The organism is Microbacterium meiriae (genome assembly GCF_040702565.1).
GTDB lineage: Bacteria > Actinomycetota > Actinomycetes > Actinomycetales > Microbacteriaceae > Microbacterium > Microbacterium meiriae.
Genome location: NZ_JBFBLJ010000001.1, coordinates 824,440 through 840,405 on the forward strand (window position 1 = coordinate 824,440; position 15,966 = coordinate 840,405).

General features: G+C 69.6%; 18 protein-coding genes. 12 read left to right on the plus strand and 6 right to left on the minus strand.

What is annotated here, in order from left to right; genetic code table 11:
- The first annotated feature begins 39 nt into the window (after positions 1-39).
- The 3 genes from AB0310_RS03950 to ffh are packed head-to-tail and all read left to right on the plus strand — an operon-like array spanning position 40 to position 2,724.
- Complete coding sequence (locus AB0310_RS03950) at positions 40-642, plus strand: hypothetical protein (RefSeq protein ID WP_187663976.1); 603 nt, start codon at positions 40-42, stop codon at positions 640-642.
- Positions 639-1,148: an RNA polymerase sigma factor gene (locus AB0310_RS03955; protein WP_232089225.1), complete on the plus strand. Its 510-nt coding sequence runs from the start codon at positions 639-641 to the stop codon at positions 1,146-1,148. The genes AB0310_RS03950 and AB0310_RS03955 overlap by 4 nt, the downstream gene beginning before the upstream one ends.
- Positions 1,149-1,161: 13 nt before the next feature.
- Complete coding sequence (ffh, locus tag AB0310_RS03960; RefSeq protein WP_366236626.1) at positions 1,162-2,724, plus strand: signal recognition particle protein; 1,563 nt, start codon at positions 1,162-1,164, stop codon at positions 2,722-2,724.
- Positions 2,725-2,736: 12 nt separating this feature from the next.
- Here the strand turns inward: ffh and AB0310_RS03965 are convergent, their stop codons facing one another.
- A complete protein-coding gene (locus tag AB0310_RS03965; RefSeq protein ID WP_366236627.1) occupies positions 2,737-3,645 on the minus strand; it encodes an EamA family transporter in 909 nt (302 codons plus the stop codon).
- Between the two features lie 78 nt (positions 3,646-3,723).
- Between AB0310_RS03965 and AB0310_RS03970 the strand changes: the two genes are divergently transcribed.
- Complete coding sequence (locus tag AB0310_RS03970) at positions 3,724-4,599, plus strand: LysR family transcriptional regulator (protein WP_366236628.1); 876 nt, start codon at positions 3,724-3,726, stop codon at positions 4,597-4,599.
- A 157-nt stretch (positions 4,600-4,756) separates the two neighbouring features.
- On the opposite strand, the gene glpK is transcribed toward AB0310_RS03970, so the two are convergent.
- The 3 genes from glpK to AB0310_RS03985 form a co-directional block, all read right to left on the minus strand.
- Entirely contained in the window at positions 4,757-6,271 is a 1,515-nt protein-coding gene (gene glpK / locus AB0310_RS03975) for a glycerol kinase GlpK (RefSeq protein WP_187663980.1), read from the minus strand.
- A gap of 36 nt (positions 6,272-6,307) precedes the next feature.
- Entirely contained in the window at positions 6,308-7,081 is a 774-nt protein-coding gene (locus AB0310_RS03980) for an MIP/aquaporin family protein (RefSeq protein ID WP_187663981.1), read from the minus strand.
- Positions 7,082-7,173: 92 nt separating this feature from the next.
- A complete protein-coding gene (locus AB0310_RS03985; RefSeq protein WP_187663982.1) occupies positions 7,174-8,883 on the minus strand; it encodes a glycerol-3-phosphate dehydrogenase/oxidase in 1,710 nt (569 codons plus the stop codon).
- A 102-nt stretch (positions 8,884-8,985) separates the two neighbouring features.
- Here AB0310_RS03985 and AB0310_RS03990 point away from each other — a divergent pair, with 102 nt between their 5' ends.
- Positions 8,986-9,957 carry a sugar-binding transcriptional regulator gene (locus AB0310_RS03990; RefSeq protein ID WP_187663983.1) on the plus strand — a complete coding sequence of 324 codons (972 nt, stop codon included), beginning with the start codon at positions 8,986-8,988 and terminating at the stop codon, positions 9,955-9,957.
- Between the two features lie 12 nt (positions 9,958-9,969).
- On the opposite strand, the gene AB0310_RS03995 is transcribed toward AB0310_RS03990, so the two are convergent.
- Positions 9,970-11,121: a glutamate--cysteine ligase gene (locus AB0310_RS03995; protein WP_366236629.1), complete on the minus strand. Its 1,152-nt coding sequence runs from the start codon at positions 11,119-11,121 to the stop codon at positions 9,970-9,972.
- A gap of 208 nt (positions 11,122-11,329) precedes the next feature.
- On the opposite strand from AB0310_RS03995, the gene rpsP reads away from it, so the two are divergent.
- Genes rpsP through AB0310_RS04025 form a run of 6 tightly spaced genes read left to right on the plus strand, consistent with a single transcriptional unit; the run spans position 11,330 to position 14,589 of the window.
- A complete protein-coding gene (rpsP, locus tag AB0310_RS04000) occupies positions 11,330-11,767 on the plus strand; it encodes a 30S ribosomal protein S16 (protein WP_280567961.1) in 438 nt (145 codons plus the stop codon).
- A gap of 6 nt (positions 11,768-11,773) precedes the next feature.
- The gene (locus tag AB0310_RS04005; RefSeq protein ID WP_025103341.1) at positions 11,774-12,004 is read left to right on the plus strand and encodes an RNA-binding protein; all 231 of its coding nucleotides are present in this window, start codon (positions 11,774-11,776) and stop codon (positions 12,002-12,004) included.
- On the plus strand, positions 11,988-12,605 hold the full coding sequence (gene rimM, locus AB0310_RS04010) for a ribosome maturation factor RimM (RefSeq protein WP_366236630.1): 618 nt from the start codon (positions 11,988-11,990) through the stop codon (positions 12,603-12,605). The genes AB0310_RS04005 and rimM overlap by 17 nt, the downstream gene beginning before the upstream one ends.
- Positions 12,606-12,624: 19 nt before the next feature.
- Positions 12,625-13,329, plus strand: a complete 705-nt coding sequence (gene trmD, locus AB0310_RS04015; protein WP_280567952.1) for a tRNA (guanosine(37)-N1)-methyltransferase TrmD — start codon at positions 12,625-12,627, stop codon at positions 13,327-13,329.
- Between the two features lie 46 nt (positions 13,330-13,375).
- Entirely contained in the window at positions 13,376-14,110 is a 735-nt protein-coding gene (locus AB0310_RS04020; RefSeq protein ID WP_366236631.1) for a class I SAM-dependent methyltransferase, read from the plus strand.
- Positions 14,107-14,589 (plus strand): pyrimidine dimer DNA glycosylase/endonuclease V, encoded by a 483-nt coding sequence (locus AB0310_RS04025; protein ID WP_187663989.1) that lies wholly within the window; start codon positions 14,107-14,109, stop codon positions 14,587-14,589. Before AB0310_RS04020 ends, AB0310_RS04025 begins: the two co-directional genes overlap by 4 nt.
- On the opposite strand, the gene map is transcribed toward AB0310_RS04025, so the two are convergent.
- On the minus strand, positions 14,552-15,334 hold the full coding sequence (map, locus tag AB0310_RS04030) for a type I methionyl aminopeptidase (RefSeq protein WP_280567943.1): 783 nt from the start codon (positions 15,332-15,334) through the stop codon (positions 14,552-14,554). The genes AB0310_RS04025 and map overlap by 38 nt on opposite strands.
- Positions 15,335-15,443: 109 nt before the next feature.
- On the opposite strand from map, the gene AB0310_RS04035 reads away from it, so the two are divergent.
- Entirely contained in the window at positions 15,444-15,932 is a 489-nt protein-coding gene (locus AB0310_RS04035) for an MFS transporter permease (protein WP_187663991.1), read from the plus strand.
- Positions 15,933-15,966 lie beyond the last annotated feature (34 nt).

Consider the following 15,966-nt stretch of genomic DNA (forward strand, 5'->3'; position numbering starts at 1 on the left):
CACGTCAGTGATGAAGGCATCCCTGACGAGGAGGACACCATGACCACGGATCCGCTGGACGACCTGCTGGACGGCTCGGCGCCGCCCACCCCCGCCGTCGCTGGACACGAGCTGCGGGCGATGATCGACGCGTCCCGTGGGCGCGCTCGGCCCCGCCTCCGGTCGCGCGGTGTGATCGCCGCGGTCACGGCGGTGGTCCTGGTGGGCGGCGCCGGGGTGGCCACCGCCTCCTCCGACTGGCTCTGGGGCGACGGCCTCGAGGATCCCGCGCGGAGCTACCGGTTCACCGCGCCGACCTGGGGAGAGTGCGAGATCCGCTTCAGCCGCCTGGACACGCACAACCCGCTGATCCAGGCCGATGTCGATCGTGTGATCGATCAATGGTTCGCCTCGGCGGATGTGGAGGCGGAGGCCGCGCCCTACGTGGACGGCCAACTGCGGATGCTCGAGCAGGGCGACGAGGCCGCGGGTGTTCCGACGACGGATCAGAATGCGGCGGACACCCGCGCCTGGATGGCTCATGAGGGCGCGTTGAACGAGGCGCTCCACGCCGAACTCGAGGAGCACGGGTTCGGTCCGATCCCCGGAGCCGACTCCCACTCCCAGGTGCATTGCGACGACGAAGCCTGGAGCGGCGAGTGAGCAGCCGTGCCGACGACGCGGCGCTGATCGGCGCGTTCGAGGCGTGCGCCCCGGATCTCCTGGCCTACCTCGCGCGTCGGGTCGGGGCGGATGACGCCGGCGACCTGCTCGGCGAGACGATGGTCGTCGCCTGGCGGCGCGTCCGGCATCTGCCCGACGACCCCGAACGGGCGCGGATGTGGCTGTTCGGAGTCGCTCGCAAGACCCTGCTCAACCACGCCCGCGGTGAGAGGCGTCGGCGCGCCCTGCACGAACGGGTGCGGGGAGAGGGAGAGGGATCCCGGCTGCAGGCACCGCCGGCGGACGGGGGCGCGGAGGTGCGCGACGCCATCGCCCGCCTGGATCCCGACCTCGCGGAGGTCATCCGCCTGGTGCACTGGGACGGATTCAGCCTGACCGATGCGGCCGCACTGCTCGGGGTCCCCGCGTCCACGGTCCGGGGGCGTCACCAGCGGGCCAAGACACTGCTCCGTGCCGCGCTGAGCGTGGAGGCTCCGCTCGCGTAGAATCGTAGGCACCATGGCTACCTTTGGCACGCTCTCCGATCGGCTTACCGACACCTTCCGCAACCTGCGCACGAAGGGAAAGCTCACCGCCGCCGACGTCGACGGCACGGTGCGCGAGATCCGTCGTGCTCTGCTCGACGCCGACGTCGCGCTCGCGGTCGTCAAGGACTTCACCGCCAAGGTGCGCGAGCGCGCTCTCGGCGACGAGGTCAACAAGGCGCTGAACCCCGCGCAGCAGGTGGTGCAGATCGTCAACGAGGAGCTGGTCCAGATCCTCGGCGGAGAGCAGCGGCGCCTGCAGTTCGCCAAGACCGCGCCGACCGTGATCATGCTCGCCGGTCTTCAGGGCTCGGGAAAGACGACGTTCGCCGGCAAGCTGGCCAAGCAGCTCGAGGGCGAAGGGCACACGCCCCTCCTCGTCGCCGCCGACCTCCAGCGCCCGAACGCGGTGAACCAGCTCCAGGTGGTCGCCGAGCAGGCCGGAGCCACGGTGTACGCGCCCGAGCCGGGCAACGGCGTCGGCGATCCCGTCAAGGTGTCGCGCGACGGCGTCGAGCACGCCCGCCGCCAGCAGCACGACGTGGTCATCATCGACACCGCCGGCCGCCTCGGCGTCGACGCCGAGCTCATGAAGCAGGCCGCCGACATCCGCAAGGCCGTCGACCCGGACGAGGTGCTCTTCGTCATCGACGCGATGATCGGTCAGGACGCGGTCAACACCGCCAAGGCCTTCCAGGAGGGAGTGGACTTCACCGGCGTCGTCCTCTCGAAGCTCGACGGCGACGCCCGAGGCGGAGCGGCGCTCTCGGTCGCCTCGGTCACGGGGCGTCCGATCATCTTCGCCTCGACGGGCGAGCGGCTGGAGGACCTCGAGCCGTTCCACCCCGATCGTATGGCCAGCCGCATCCTCGACCTCGGTGACATCCTCACCCTCATCGAGCAGGCGCAGCAGGCGTTCGACGAGGACGAGGCGCGCAAGGTCGCCGAGAAGCTCGCGAACGAGGCCTTCACGCTGGAGGACTTCCTCGAGCAGCTTCAGCAGATGAAGAAGATGGGCTCGATGAAGAAGATGCTCGGGATGCTCCCGGGTATGGGGCAGATGAAGCAGCAGCTCGAGGACTTCGACGAGCGCGAGATCGACCGCACCGAGGCCATCATCCGCTCCATGACGCCGGTCGAGCGTCGCAACCCCAAGATCCTCAACGGTTCCCGTCGTCTGCGCATCGCGCGCGGCTCCGGCATGACCGTCACCGACGTCAACCAGCTCGTGCAGCGCTTCGAGCAGGCCGCGAAGATGATGAAGACCGTCGCTCGTGGCGGCACGCCGAACATCCCGGGCATGGGTCCGGTGCCCGGAATGGGCAAGCCCGGGGCCTCGTCGAAGCGCGGCAAGAAGGGCAAGGGCGGCGGCGGAAACCGCTCCCGCTCCGGCAACCCGGCGAAGCGCGCTGCGGAGAACGCCGGCCTCGCGGCTTCCACGGCACCCACCGGCTCGGGCTTCGGCCTCGGCGGGGGAGCGGAGACACCGTCTGAGGCCGACCTCGCCGAGATCCAGAAGCTGTTCGGCAAGGGCTGAGCGGCCGGGACCTCAGCGCACGGCGACGGGCGCGGCCGAGGGATTGACCGCGGTCGCCGGCGTTCCTCGCGGCCGCGCCGCGAACTGCCCGCCGACGAGGGCGGCGAGCGTGATCAGGATGCCCGCCACCTGGACCATGGTGAAGCTCTCGCCGGCGATGAGCACGCCGAGCAGCGTCGCGACGATCGGCGAGAGCAGTGCGAGGAGGCCCGGCACGATCACGGGCAGGCGCTGGATACCGCGGAACCAGAGCGTGTAGGCGATGATCCCTCCCGCTGTCGCGAGCCAGAGGTAGCCGAGGAGCGCACCCGCGTCGAGGGCAGGAGGCGGGCCCTCGACCACGAAGGTGAGGGGGAGGAGCAACAGCCCTCCCGCCGTGAGCTGCCACCCCGCGTAGGCCACGGGACCGACGCCGGAGGGGCGGCCCCAGCGCTTGGTGAGGATCATCCCGAGGCCGGTGGCGGTCACGCCGCCGAGAGCCGCGACGAGGCCCCAGAAGTCCAGCGCGGCGGCAGGGCCGAGGACGACGAGGGCGACCCCCGCTGCCCCGGCGACGGCGGCGGCGGCGGATACCGGTCGGACACGTTCCCCGAGCACGATCGCTCCGAGCCCTAGCACGATCAGCGGCTGCGCTCCGGCGACGGCGGCGGCAACCCCACCGGGGAGGCGTTCGGCCGCAAGGAACAGCAGCGGGAAGAACGCGCCGATGTTCAGGGCCCCGAGCACGAGCACCTTGCCCCTCCAGGACCCGTGCGGCAGACGGCGGGCCAGCAGCACCGCGAGGAGACCCGCAGGAAGCGAGCGGAGGAGGCCAGCGAGGAGCGGATGTCCGGCGGGGAGCAGCTCCGTCGTCACCAGGTACGTCGTACCCCACGTCGCAGGGGCGAGAGCTGTGACGAGGGTGAGGGTGAGGCGGTTCATGTCTCCAGGGTGCGCGCACCCGGGGTATGAGTCCAACGCATTCTTGTCACACGATCTATGAAGCGAGATCATGAGTGGATGGAGCTCCAGCATCTGCGGTATGTCGTCGCTGTGGCGGACACCGGTTCGTTCACCCGCGCGGCGGAGCGCTGTCATGTCACGCAGTCGGCGCTCAGCCACCAGGTCGCCGCTCTCGAACGCGAGTTGGGCGTGCGGCTGTTCGCGCGCACCAGTCGCAGCGTCCGCGCGACCGAGGCCGGAGAGGCGTTCCTCCGCCCCGCGCGTCTGGCGGTCCGCGCCGCAGACCAGGCCCGGGAGGATGCGGCGGCGGCGAGCGGGAAGGTGGTGGGCACGCTGCGACTGGGCGTCATCCCCACGGTGAGCGCTGTCGACGTCCCGGCGCTCCTCGTGGCCTATCGCGCCGCGCATCCAGCCATCCGCGTGGAGCTCCGTGAGGGGAACAGCGATGCGCTCGTGGCGGCGATTCGTCAGGGCGATCTCGACGCCGCATTCCTCGGGCTCCGGGAGGGCGTGGAGCCCGAGGGGGTCGCCTCCCGCGCGCTGTCCCGGGAACCGCTGGTGGCCGTGGTGCCCCGCGGGCATGAGCTGGGCCGGGCGAGGGAGGTGCAGCTGAGCGACCTCGCGGACTCCGCGTTCGCCGACTTCCCCGCCGGCACGTCGGGGCGAGCGCAGACCGACGCGGCATTCCTGGCCGCGCGGGTGCGGCGTGATGTGGCTTTCGAATCCGACACGGCCGCGAGTCTGATCGGTCTGGTCGCTGCGGGCCTCGCCGTCACCCTGCTCGCGCCCGGGGTGGTGCAGGGGTATCGGGAGGTCGTCGACACGGTGGCGGTCCAGGATGGCCCGGTCCGTGTCGAGCACCTGGCCTGGGACGCCGCGGCACCGCGCAGCGCCGCGCGCGCGTTCCTCGACATCGTCGCGGCAGCCTCCTGAGACCCTGATCGGTCTGCACGACCAGGGAACGGGTGCACGACGGAACCGCTGGAACGGGCGGGCAACCGTATTCGGATCGTGCAGGTGAACCGGATGGCGGCCCGGAGACGACGAAGCGGGCCCGGGAAGAACCCGGACCCGCCTCGTCATGCGGTGATCAGCGCACGTCGTCGTCGACCCAGTCCATCGACTTGGTGACGGCCTTGCGCCACAGGCGCAGCTGACGGTCGCGCTCATCCGCGTCGAGCGAGGGCTCCCAGCGGCGGTCCTCCTGCCAGTTCGCGGACAGGTCGTCGAGACCGCTCCAGAAGCCGACCGCGAGACCGGCCGCGTAGGCCGCACCGAGCGCCGTGGTCTCCGCCACGACCGGACGCACGACCGGGACACCGAGGATGTCGGCCTGGAACTGCATGAGCGCGTCGTTGGCGACCATGCCGCCGTCGACCTTGAGCTCGCTGAGATCCACTCCGGCGTCCGCGTTGACCGCGTCGAGCACGTCACGGGTCTGGAAGGCCACGGCCTCCAGGGCGGCGCGCGCGATGTGGTTCTTGTTCGCGTAGCGGGTGAGGCCGACGATCGCGCCGCGGGCGTCCGGACGCCAGTACGGCGCGAAGAGACCCGAGAACGCGGGGACGATGTACACGCCGCCGTTGTCCTCGACCTTCTCGGCCAGCTCCTCGACCTCAGGGGCGGAGGAGATGATGCCGAGCTGGTCGCGCAGCCACTGGATGAGCGAGCCGGTGACGGCGATCGACCCCTCCAGCGCGTAGTGCGTGGGCTGGTCGCCGAGCTTGTAGCCGACGGTGGTGAGCAGTCCGTTCTTCGAGCGGACGATCTCTTCGCCCGTGTTGAAGATGAGGAAGCAGCCCGTGCCGTAGGTGTTCTTGCTCTCGCCCTTCTGGAAGGCGGCCTGCCCGAACGTCGCCGCCTGCTGGTCGCCGAGGATGCCGGCGATCGGCGTCTCGCGCAACAGCGACGAGCTCTCGGCGGCACCGTAGACCTCGGAGGAGGAGCGGATCTCCGGCATCATCGAGCGCGGCACGCCGAACGCCTCGAGGATGTCGTCGCGCCATTCCAGCGTCTCGAGGTCCATGAACATCGTGCGCGAGGCGTTGGTGACGTCGGTCGCGTGCACGCCGCCGTCGATGCCGCCCGTGAGGTTCCACAGGACCCAGGAGTCGGTCGTGCCGAAGAGCAGGTCTCCGGCCTCGGCCTTCTCGCGGGCGCCTTCGACGTTCTCCAGGATCCAGGTGATCTTGGTGCCGGAGAAGTACGTCGCCAGGGGGAGCCCGACGATCGACTTGAACCGGTCGACGCCCTCGTCGCCCGCGAGGCGGTTGACGATCTCCTGCGTGCGGGTGTCCTGCCAGACGATGGCGTTGTAGACCGGCTTGCCCGTGGTCTTGTCCCACACGACCGCGGTCTCGCGCTGATTCGTGATGCCCACGGCGGCGATGTCGTGGCGGGTGAGATCGGCGCGACCGAGGGCCAGACCGATCACCTCCTGGACATTGCGCCAGATCTCGGCGGCGTCGTGCTCGACCCATCCGGCCTTGGGAAGGATCTGCTCGTGCTCCTTCTGACCGGTGGCGACGATGCTGCCCTTCTTGTCGAAGATGATCGCGCGGCTCGACGTGGTGCCCTGGTCGATCGCGATGATGTAGTCAGCCATGTGTTCTCCTTTGAATTCCCGAGCGGTTGAGGGGGATCAGCCGGCGAGGCTGAGAAGGCCGGGGGCGGCGAGGGCGGCGATGACACCACCGATGAGCGGACCGACGACGGGCACCCACGAGTAGGACCAGTCGCTGGAACCCTTGCCCTGGATCGGGAGGATCGCGTGGGCGATGCGGGGACCGAGGTCACGCGCCGGGTTGATGGCGTATCCGGTCGGACCACCGAGCGATGCACCGATCGCGACCACCAGCAGGGCGACCGGAAGAGCGGTGAGCGGGCCGAGGCCACCGGGCGTGCCGACCTCGATGTCGCCGTAGTCCGCGAACGCGAAGATGACGAAGACGAGGACGAAGGTGCCGATGATCTCCGTGACGAGGTTCCAGCCGTACGAGCGGATGGCGGGGCCGGTGGAGAAGACGCCGAGCTTGTTGGCGGCCTCCGGCTCCTGGTCGAAGTGCTGCTTGTAGGCGAGCCAGACGACGATGGCACCGATGATCGCGCCGAGGAGTTCCGCCCCGGTCGCGGTGAGGAACATCGTGAAGTCGATGCCCTTGGCGGGATCCAGCAGGTTCTGCACCCAGAGGCCGATACCGACGGCCGGGTTCAGGATGGCACCGGAGTACGCCGAGACGAGCACACCCGCGAACACCGCGAGACCCCATCCCCAGTTGACCATCAGGAAGCCGCCGCCGAAGCCCTTGTTCTTCGCCAGGGCGACGTTCGCCACCACACCGCAGCCGAGCAGGACCAGCATCGCTGTGCCGACGAGCTCCGAGAGGAAGTAGAGACCGAGATTGACGTCAGTCATGTCTTCGTTGACCTTTCTTGCGGGTCGGGGCCCCTCTGCCCCGACCCCTTATGGGGTAGCACCGCGAGGAGGGCGCGGTGGTCGGGGCCCCGTCAGCCGCGGGTGCGGGACGGGATGTCGAGTCCGTGTCGCTCGTTCAGCAGCAGGCGCGTCTGCTCCACCTCGGCGTCGTGACGCTCTCGGTCCCATCCGAGGAGCGGTGCCAGGGCGTCGGCGATCTCGTCGAGGACTTCTGCCTGCGCTCCACCGGTGAAGGCGATGCTGGTGCGGCGGAGGATGACGTCCTCGAGACGGGCGACCATCTCCTCGTTGACCATCCACTCCAGCTCACGGGTCGACAGGTCGCCGCCGGCGAGGGGGGCGTCGTCTCCCTGCTCGACGAACGCCCAGACGGCCGCCGCTCCGGTGCCGTAACGGGCGAGGAGCTGATCGGCCCGAGCGCCCGCGCCGGCGAGGTTCTCCTGGATCCAGATCCGCTTCGCCTTCTCGGTGCGCGGGAACTCGCGTCCGCCGCCGATCGCGCGTCCGGCGGTGGAGACGGTGCGCGTGCGGCCGAGGAGGCCGAGCACGGTGTCGGAGAGCGACTCTCCCAGGGCGCGGAACGTGGTCCACTTGCCGCCCACGAGGCTCACCAGCGGGACGGCGCCCTTGCGGTCGACCTCGACGCGGTAGTCGCGCGAGACGAATCCGGGAGCGGTGTCCTCGTGGCGGGGGAGCGGCCGGATGCCGGAGAAGTTGTAGACGATCTGCTCGCGGGTCACCGAGATCGACGGGAACACGTGGTGGATGAGGTCGAAGAAGTAGTCGATCTCCTCCTCCGTGCACACCGGCACCTCGCGCGGGTCGGCGTCGATGTCGGTGGTGCCCACGAGGACGCGCCCCTTGAGCGGGTAGATCAGCACGATACGGCCGTCGGAGTGCTCGAAGAAGATCTCGCGACCTCGCGTCGCCTCGAGCAGCTCCGGGTGGTCGAGCACGATGTGCGAGCCCTTGGTGCCGCCCATGAAATGGGTGTCGGTGCCGAGCGCGTCGTTCGTGAGGTCGGTCCACGGGCCGGAGGCGTTCACGACGACATCCGCGGTCACGGTGAACTCGGTGCCGCTCTCGCGGTCACGGAGGGTGATCTGCTCGCCGTCGCGGCCGATCGCCTCGACGTAGTTGAGAGCCACCGCACCCGGGTGGCTCGCGCGGCCGTCCTGCAGCACGTCGAGCGCCAGGCGCTCCGGATCGTGCATCGAGGCGTCGTAGTACGTGGCCGTGTACTTGATCTTCGGGTCCATCGACGGCAGCTCGGCAAGGGACTTCTTGCGTCCGAGGAAGCGGTGGCGGGGCACGGTGCCGCCGTCGCGGGAGAACGTGTCGTAGATGGTGAGGCCGACCTTGATGAGGAAGGCGCCGCGCTCCTTCGGCTTCCCGCTCTTGTGCGTGAGGAACCGGAGGGGAGCGGAGAGGATCCCCGAGAACGTGGAGTAGATCGGGATCGTCGTCTGCAGCGGCTTGACGTAGTGCGGGGCGATCTTGAGCAGGCCGTTGCGCTCTTCCACCGACTCCCGGACGAGGCGGAACTCGCCGTTCTCGAGGTAGCGGATGCCGCCGTGGATCATGTGGCTCGAGGCCGCGGAGGCACCGGAGGCGAAGTCGCCGCGTTCGACCAGGACGACGTCCACACCCTGCAGGGCCAGATCACGGAACGTCGAGATGCCGTTGATGCCGCCGCCGATGACGAGCACGCTGGTGCGCCCGGATTCCCGGAGCGCGCGGACCGCGTCCCGCTCCGGGGACGTGTGGGTGGAATCGATCATCATCGACCCTCTCTTCCTTGCTTGCCACCAGCATCGACCTCCGTGACGCCGCGCGCAAGCTGGCTGCACATATGTGCAAGGATCGAGGGAGAGGAGGTCATCATGGCGGGATCCGGAGCACCGTCGCGCGACGGGAAGCTGATCGCCGCGCTCACGGCCGCGCAGCTGTACTACATGCAGGACAAGACCATGGAGGTCATCGCGCAGGAGCTCGGCACCTCCCGGTCGTCCGTGTCACGGTTGCTCAGCTTCGCGCGGGAGAGCGGCCTCGTCGACATCCGGATCAACTCCCCCCTGGAGCGTCTGGGAATGCTCGAGCAGCGCATCCGGGATCGGCACCGCGTGGTGGCGCACGTCGTGCCGATGGCGGAGATCGTGAGCGAGGTCGAGCGACTGGAGCGCGTGGCGCTGACCGCAGGACGCCTCCTGTCCCAGTTCGTCGACTCCAACATGATCGTCGGCGTGGCGTGGGGATCGACGATCAGCGCGGTCAGTCGCGGTCTCACCCAGAAGGAGACGCACAATACGACGTTCGTGCAGCTCAACGGCGCCGGGAACACCCAGACCAGCGGTGTGGAGTACTCCAGCGACATCCTGCAGCGCTTCGGGAGCGCGTTCGGTGCGCAGGTGCAGCAGTTCCCCGTGCCCGCCTTTTTCGACGACCCCGCCACCCGGGAGGCTATGTGGCGCGAGCGCAGCACCCGCCGCGTGCTCGATCTGCAGGCGAAGATGGACATCGCCGTGTTCAGCCTCGGGTCTCCGGCGGCGGAGGTGCCCAGCCGCGTCTACGTCGGCGGTTACCTCGGGCGGGAGGACTACCGCAGTCTGCGGGAGGACCATGCGATCGGCGACGTGGCGACGGTCTTCTTCCGTGCCGACGGCTCCTGGCGCGACATCCGGCTCAACGCGCGGGCGACGGGGCCGGGACTCGACCGGCTCCGGCGGGTGCCGCGTCGCGTGTGCGTCGTTTCGGGTGTGCCCAAGCTCGCGAGTCTGCGGGCGGCGATAGCCGCCGAGCTGATCACGGATGTGGTGCTCGACGAGGGTCTCGCACGTCGACTCGTCGAGGACTGAGTCGCGTCCGCGTCACTCGCCTTCGATCGACGACTGCGGTCCGGTCCGGAACTCCCGGATGAGGTGCTGGACCACGGCGCGGAGATCGCCGTCCGTGGCGTCGGCGACCGCGAGCTGACGCGCATAGCTCGCCCCGCCGTCGAGGATCGACGCGATGCTGCCGAACTCCCGGACGCACCCGAGCTCGACGGCGACCGGGGCCAGTTCCTCGATCTTCTCGGTCAGGTGCTCGCGAACGGGGCGCTGCGTGCCGATCGTGTCGACGATGACGCGCGCGTCCAGGCCGTATCGGGCCGCGCGCCACTTGTTCTCGCGGTGGAACCAGGCCGGAAGATCGGGGAGTGCCGCGCCTTCGTCGAGAAGTCGGGAGAAGTGCTCGACGAGGACCTGTACGAGCGCGGCCACCGCGGCCATCTCGGAGAGCGTCGAGAGGCCGTCGCACGCGCGGACCTCGATCGTGCCCCAGCGCGGAGCGGGGCGGATGTCCCAGCGCACCTCGGTGGCATCGGCCATCACGCCGGTGCGGACCATGTCGTCCAGATACCGCTCGAACTCCGACCAGTCCCGGAGCGGCCAGGGCAAGCCCGCCGTCGGCAGCTGCTGGAAGACGAGCGCGCGGTTGGAGGCGTACCCCGTGCGCTCCCCGGCCCAGAACGGACTGGACGCCGACAGAGCCTGGAGATGGGGAAGATACGCCGACAGTGCGTTGATGATGGGGAAGACCTTGCGCTGCTCGTCGACGCCCACGTGCACGTGGATACCCCAGATCATCATGTTGCGCCCCCACCACTGGGTGCGCTCGATGAGGCTGTGATAGCGGGTCTTGTCTGTCACCGACTGGTCGTACCACTGGGCGAAGGGGTGGCTTCCGGCGGAGAGCAGCTCGATGCCGGCCGGATCGGTGGCCGACCGCACCGCCGCGATCGCGTTCGCGATGTCATCGATGGCGTGCGCGACGGAATCGCCGATCCCGCTGGTCACCTCGATGGTGTTCGTGAGCAGCTCGCCGGTGACGGTGTGGCGCTCGTCCTCGCTCTCCGCCTCCAGTGCGGCGAGGAGCTCCGGTGCGCGACCGACGAGATCACCGGTCTCGGGATCGGCGAGCATGATCTCCCACTCGAGACCGACGGTGGAGCGGGCCGAAGCGGCGAAGTCGAGCTGCACGGGGACAGTCTGACACGGGCCGGGGCCGACTCCGCAACGCCGTGTCGCCGGGTTTCGCGCCCGGCGCGCGCATCTGGCAGAATAGAGGGTCGGACGACGTGCTCGACCCTCTATCCAGCACTCGTCCTCCTCATTTGAGCTTCCGCCGGGTGTGCACCCCACGCTCCAGGCGACCGGTTCGTTTCCTTCCACACCATTCAGGAGAATCGTGGCTGTCAAGATTCGTCTCAAGCGCATGGGCAAGATCCGCGCGCCGTACTACCGCATCGTCGTCGCCGACTCGCGCACCAAGCGCGACGGTCGTGTGATCGAGGAGATCGGCAAGTACCACCCCACCGAGGAGCCCTCCTTCATCGAGGTCGACTCCGAGCGTGCGCAGTACTGGCTCTCCGTCGGCGCGCAGCCGACCGAGCAGGTCACCGCCATCCTCAAGATCACGGGCGACTGGGGCACCTTCAAGGGCGACAAGGACGCCAAGTCCACCCTCAAGGTCGCCGAGCCGAAGGCCGCCTTCGAGGTCGACGCCTCCAAGAAGTCCGTCGTGAAGCCCAAGGCGGAGAAGAAGGAGGAGGCCCCCGCTGCGGAGGCCCCCGCCGCTGACGCCGACGCGGAGGCCGCTGAGGCTTCCGCCGCCGACGCCGAGTAATCCATCGTGCTCGCCGCCGCGCTCGAACACATCGTCAAGGGGATCGTCGATCACCCCGAAGATGTGCGCATCCACGAATCCTCGTCGCCCCGTGGCGACCTGCTCGAGGTGCGTGTGCACCCCGACGACCGTGGACGCGTGATCGGGCGCGGCGGCCGCACGGCCAAGGCCCTGCGCACCCTCGTGAGTGCACTCGCCGACGGGCGTCGTGTCCGCGTCGATGTCGCGGACGACTGACGTGGTGTCGCAGGACCGCACCCAAGGCCGTAACCAACTGCGCGTCGGGCGCCTGGTCAAGGCTCACGGGCTCAAGGGCGCGCTGAAGCTCGAGCTCTACACCGACAATCCGGAGCGGCGCTTCGTCCCCGGGGCCGCGTTCACGTTGCAGGTGCCAGAGGCATCTTCGTGGCACGGCAAGGAGATCGTCGTCCGCGAATACCGCGTGATGAACGGCAACCCCGTCGTCTTCTTCGAGGACGTGGACGATCGCACCGCCGCCGAGAGCCTCGTCCGCGCCATCCTCTGGATGGACCAGGACGAGGACGAGACCGAGGACAACGCCTGGTTCGACCACCAGCTCGTCGGCCTGGACGTCGTGCGGGACGAGGTCGTCGTCGGCCGCGTGGTCCGCGTCGAGCACCTGCCGGCGCATGACCTCCTGATCGTGAAGCCGTCGTCGGGCGGGAGCACGGACGAGGTGATGGTCCCGTTCGTCGAGGCCATCGTCCCCACCGTCGACGTCGCGGCCGGACGGGTCATCGTCACCCCTCCCGCCGGGCTCTTCGAGGAGCTTCCCGAGTCGGAGGACGAGACCACCGCCTCCGACGCTGCCGAGTGACCGCTGATACGGTTCCCCCGTGCGCATCGACGTCGTCTCCATCTTCCCCTCGTACTTCGACGGACTGACGCTCTCCCTGCTCGGCAAGGCCCGCGGCTCGGGTCTGCTCGACCTCCAGGTGCATGATCTTCGCGACTGGACGCACGACCGCCATCGCACCGTCGACGACACTCCGTACGGCGGAGGAGCGGGCATGGTCATGAAGCCCGAGCCGTGGGGGCTCGCCCTCGACGAGCTCACCGCGGATACCGCCGCGCCGCCGACCATCATCTTCCCGTCGCCGGCGGGCGAGGTCTTCACCCAGGCGACCGCGCGGGAGCTCGCGGGGCGCGACCACCTCGTGTTCGGCTGCGGGCGCTACGAGGGCATCGACGAGCGCGTCTTCGAGTACGCCGCCGAGCGTGGCGAGGTCCGGCTGCTGAGCCTCGGAGACTACGTGCTCAACGGCGGCGAGGTCGCGACGATGGCGATGATCGAGGCCATCGGCCGTCTCATCCCCGGGGTCGTCGGCAATCCGGAGAGCCTAGTCGAGGAGTCGCACGAGGACGGCCTCCTCGAGTACCCGTCGTACACCAAGCCCTCCGTCTGGCGTGACCGTGCGGTACCGGATGTGCTCCTCAGCGGCAACCACGGGGCGATCGCGGCATGGCGGCGCGAGCAGCAGCTCGTCCGCACGCGGCTGCGCCGCCCCGATCTGCTTCCGGACGCGCCGACCGACGACTGACCGCACCGCGACCGTCTGCGGCAACGACTGCTGTTAGCGTCGAGACATGGTGGATGTGACACGCGCGCGATCGTTCGAAGGCATCGGCGAGGAGTACGACCGCTACCGACCGGGCTTCCCAAAGCGTGCGGCCGACATCATCGTTCCGGCGCCGGTGGCCACGGCGCTCGACCTCGGCGCCGGCACCGGCAAGTTCACCAGCCTGCTCGTCGAGCGTGCGGCGCGGGTGATCGCCGTCGAGCCTTCCGCGCCGATGCTCGCCGTCCTCGCCCGGATGCTGCCGACGGTCGAGGCGCGGCCAGGGACCGCGGAGAGCATCCCCGTGCCGGACGGTTCCGTCGATGTCGTCAGCGTCGCGCAGGCGTTCCACTGGTTCGACCGGGATACGGCGGCGGCCGAGATCGCCCGCGCACTCGTCGCCGACGGGACGCTCGGGCTGCTCTGGAATCGCGCCGACCCCGCCTGTGCGTGGGATCTCGCCTGCCATCGGGTGGCGCATCCCGCGGTCGGCGCGGACGACGACACCTCCGCATCGGCGACCGACATCCCCGGCTTCGTCCTGGAAGCCCACGAGGAGGTGCGCTGGACGGAGCGGATCAGCCGCGAGGTCTACCTCCGACGCTGGGGCACGGTGAGCAGTCTCCTCGTGGCTGACGACGCGGAGCGTGCAGGGATGGTGGCGGCCCTGGAGGCGGTGCTGGACGGCGCGGACGAGACGCGCGGGAAGGCGGAGTTCGACCTCCCCCATCTCACCGATGTGTTCCGCTACCGCCGCGTATGAGGATCTGGTCGCTGCACCCTGAGTACCTCGACCGTCAGGGTCTCGTCGCCTGCTGGCGGGAGACGCTGCTCGCGCAGGCGGTGCTCGCCGACGCCACGAAGGGGTATCAGCGACACCCGCAGCTCGAGCGCTTCCGGGAGGCAGCGGATCCGCTGGCCGCGGTGGGCGCGTACCTCGTCGCTGTCGCCGACGAGGCGGACGCCCGCGGCTACCGTTTCGACCGCACGCGCATTCGGCGCCGGGAGCCTGCCGTTCCGACGATGCCGGTCACCGCGGGGCAGCTCGCGCGGGAATGGGAGCACCTGCGTGCGAAGCTCGCCGAGCGCAGTCCTGAGGTGCTTCAGCGGCACGGGGATGTGGCGCTCCCGAAGGCGCACCCGCTGTTCACCGTCGTGCCGGGGCCGGTCGCATCCTGGGAACGCGCCGACCCGGCGGCCGAGGTCAGTCCACCCCGAGGAACGAGCGATCCGTCAGGATGATCGGCCCGTCATCGGTGATCGCGATGGTGTGCTCGGAGTGCGCCCCTCGGGACCCGTCCGCGCTGCGCAGCGTCCACCCGTCGGGGTCGGTGACCAGCTCGTCCGTGGTCGCGAGGAACCAGGGCTCCAGCGCGAGCACGAGGCCGGCGCGGAGCGGGAACCCGCGGCCCGCGCGGCCGTCGTTCGCGACGTGAGGGTCGCCGTGCATCGTGCGGCCCACGCCATGCCCGCCGAAGTCGGTGTTGATGGAGTACCCCTCGCCGTGCGCGATCTCTGCGATGGCAGCGGAGATGTCACCGATGCGGTGCCCGACCACCGAGGTCTCGATCGCCGCGGTCAGCGCGCGCTCGGTGGTGTCGATGAGACGCAGGTCCTCATCCCGCGGCGTGCCTACGACGAAGGAGACCGCGGAATCCGCGACCCAGCCGTCGACCGAGACGGCGAAGTCGAGGGTGACGAGGTCGCCGTCCTTGAGTGCGTAGTCATGGGGGAGACCGTGCAGCACCGCGTCGTTCACCGAGGTGCAGATGACCTTGCCGAACGGGCTCGCGCCGAACGACGGGTGGTAGTCGATGTAGCAGGACTCGGCGCCCGCCTTGCGGATCATGTCGTGGGCCCGGCGGTCGATCGCCAGGAGGTTGGTGCCGACCTTCGTCTCGTCGCGCAGGGTCGCCAGCGTCTCGGCGACGAACCGGCCTGCCGCGCGCATCTCATCGATCTCGGCAGGGGTGCGCAGTTCGATCATCAGTGTCCTCTCGTCCCGTCCATTCTCCCTGATCGGACGGGGTGCCCGGCGCCTGCCGCTCTCAGCGAACACCCGTGACGGGGGCCCGACCTCGCCGTAGCATCGGAGCATGTGGATCCGACAGGCCTTCTTCCGCTGGCTGCTGCCGTCGGCGTTCCTCCTGCCGCTGTGGCTCCTCATCGGCTGGGCCGTCTTCCAGGGTGGCTGGTCCATCCTCTGGGTGCTGCTCATCGCGATGCCCTCGGTCTTCGTGGGACAGCTCCTGCTCACGCTGCTGACGCGTTCCCGGCCGTCTGTCCGCGCCGAGCGCGCCCTGTCGTGGTGGGACGTCGCCGGGTTCGGTCTCTGGCACGCGCTGACGATCGCGGTCGGCTTCTTCATCGATGGCGCTTTCGGTTGGCTCCTCGCCGCCGCCATCGTGGTGGGCATCGGACTGGTGTGGCTGCAGCTGTGGCAGCTCTGGAACGAAGCGCGGGGGAGTGGAGCGCGGATTCGTGAGACCATCTCCTGGTCGACGATGACCCCGCCCCGTGCGGAGACGACGCAGACCAGCGTGCACGAGGTGATCGTGGTGCGGGAGACCGACGACCGGCCCTGACCGCTCGTTTTGGTGGGACATGCCATCCGTGGCA

Bases quoted from the DNA above. Each gene is read 5' to 3' on its own strand.
- AB0310_RS03990 (WP_187663983.1), top strand. From the start codon at position 8,986: ATGGCGGGATCCGGAGCACCGTCGCGCGACGGGAAGCTGATCGCCGCG.
- glpK (WP_187663980.1), bottom strand. From the start codon at position 6,271: ATGGCTGACTACATCATCGCGATCGACCAGGGCACCACGTCGAGCCGC.
- AB0310_RS04020 (WP_366236631.1), top strand. From the start codon at position 13,376: ATGGTGGATGTGACACGCGCGCGATCGTTCGAAGGCATCGGCGAGGAG.
- AB0310_RS03985 (WP_187663982.1), bottom strand. From the start codon at position 8,883: ATGATCGATTCCACCCACACGTCCCCGGAGCGGGACGCGGTCCGCGCG.
- AB0310_RS04025 (WP_187663989.1), top strand. From the start codon at position 14,107: ATGAGGATCTGGTCGCTGCACCCTGAGTACCTCGACCGTCAGGGTCTC.
- AB0310_RS03980 (WP_187663981.1), bottom strand. From the start codon at position 7,081: ATGACTGACGTCAATCTCGGTCTCTACTTCCTCTCGGAGCTCGTCGGC.
- AB0310_RS03950 (WP_187663976.1), top strand. From the start codon at position 40: ATGACCACGGATCCGCTGGACGACCTGCTGGACGGCTCGGCGCCGCCC.
- AB0310_RS03965 (WP_366236627.1), bottom strand. From the start codon at position 3,645: ATGAACCGCCTCACCCTCACCCTCGTCACAGCTCTCGCCCCTGCGACG.
- map (WP_280567943.1), bottom strand. From the start codon at position 15,334: ATGATCGAACTGCGCACCCCTGCCGAGATCGATGAGATGCGCGCGGCA.
- rimM (WP_366236630.1), top strand. From the start codon at position 11,988: ATGTCGCGGACGACTGACGTGGTGTCGCAGGACCGCACCCAAGGCCGT.
- AB0310_RS04035 (WP_187663991.1), top strand. From the start codon at position 15,444: ATGTGGATCCGACAGGCCTTCTTCCGCTGGCTGCTGCCGTCGGCGTTC.
- ffh (WP_366236626.1), top strand. From the start codon at position 1,162: ATGGCTACCTTTGGCACGCTCTCCGATCGGCTTACCGACACCTTCCGC.
- AB0310_RS03970 (WP_366236628.1), top strand. From the start codon at position 3,724: ATGGAGCTCCAGCATCTGCGGTATGTCGTCGCTGTGGCGGACACCGGT.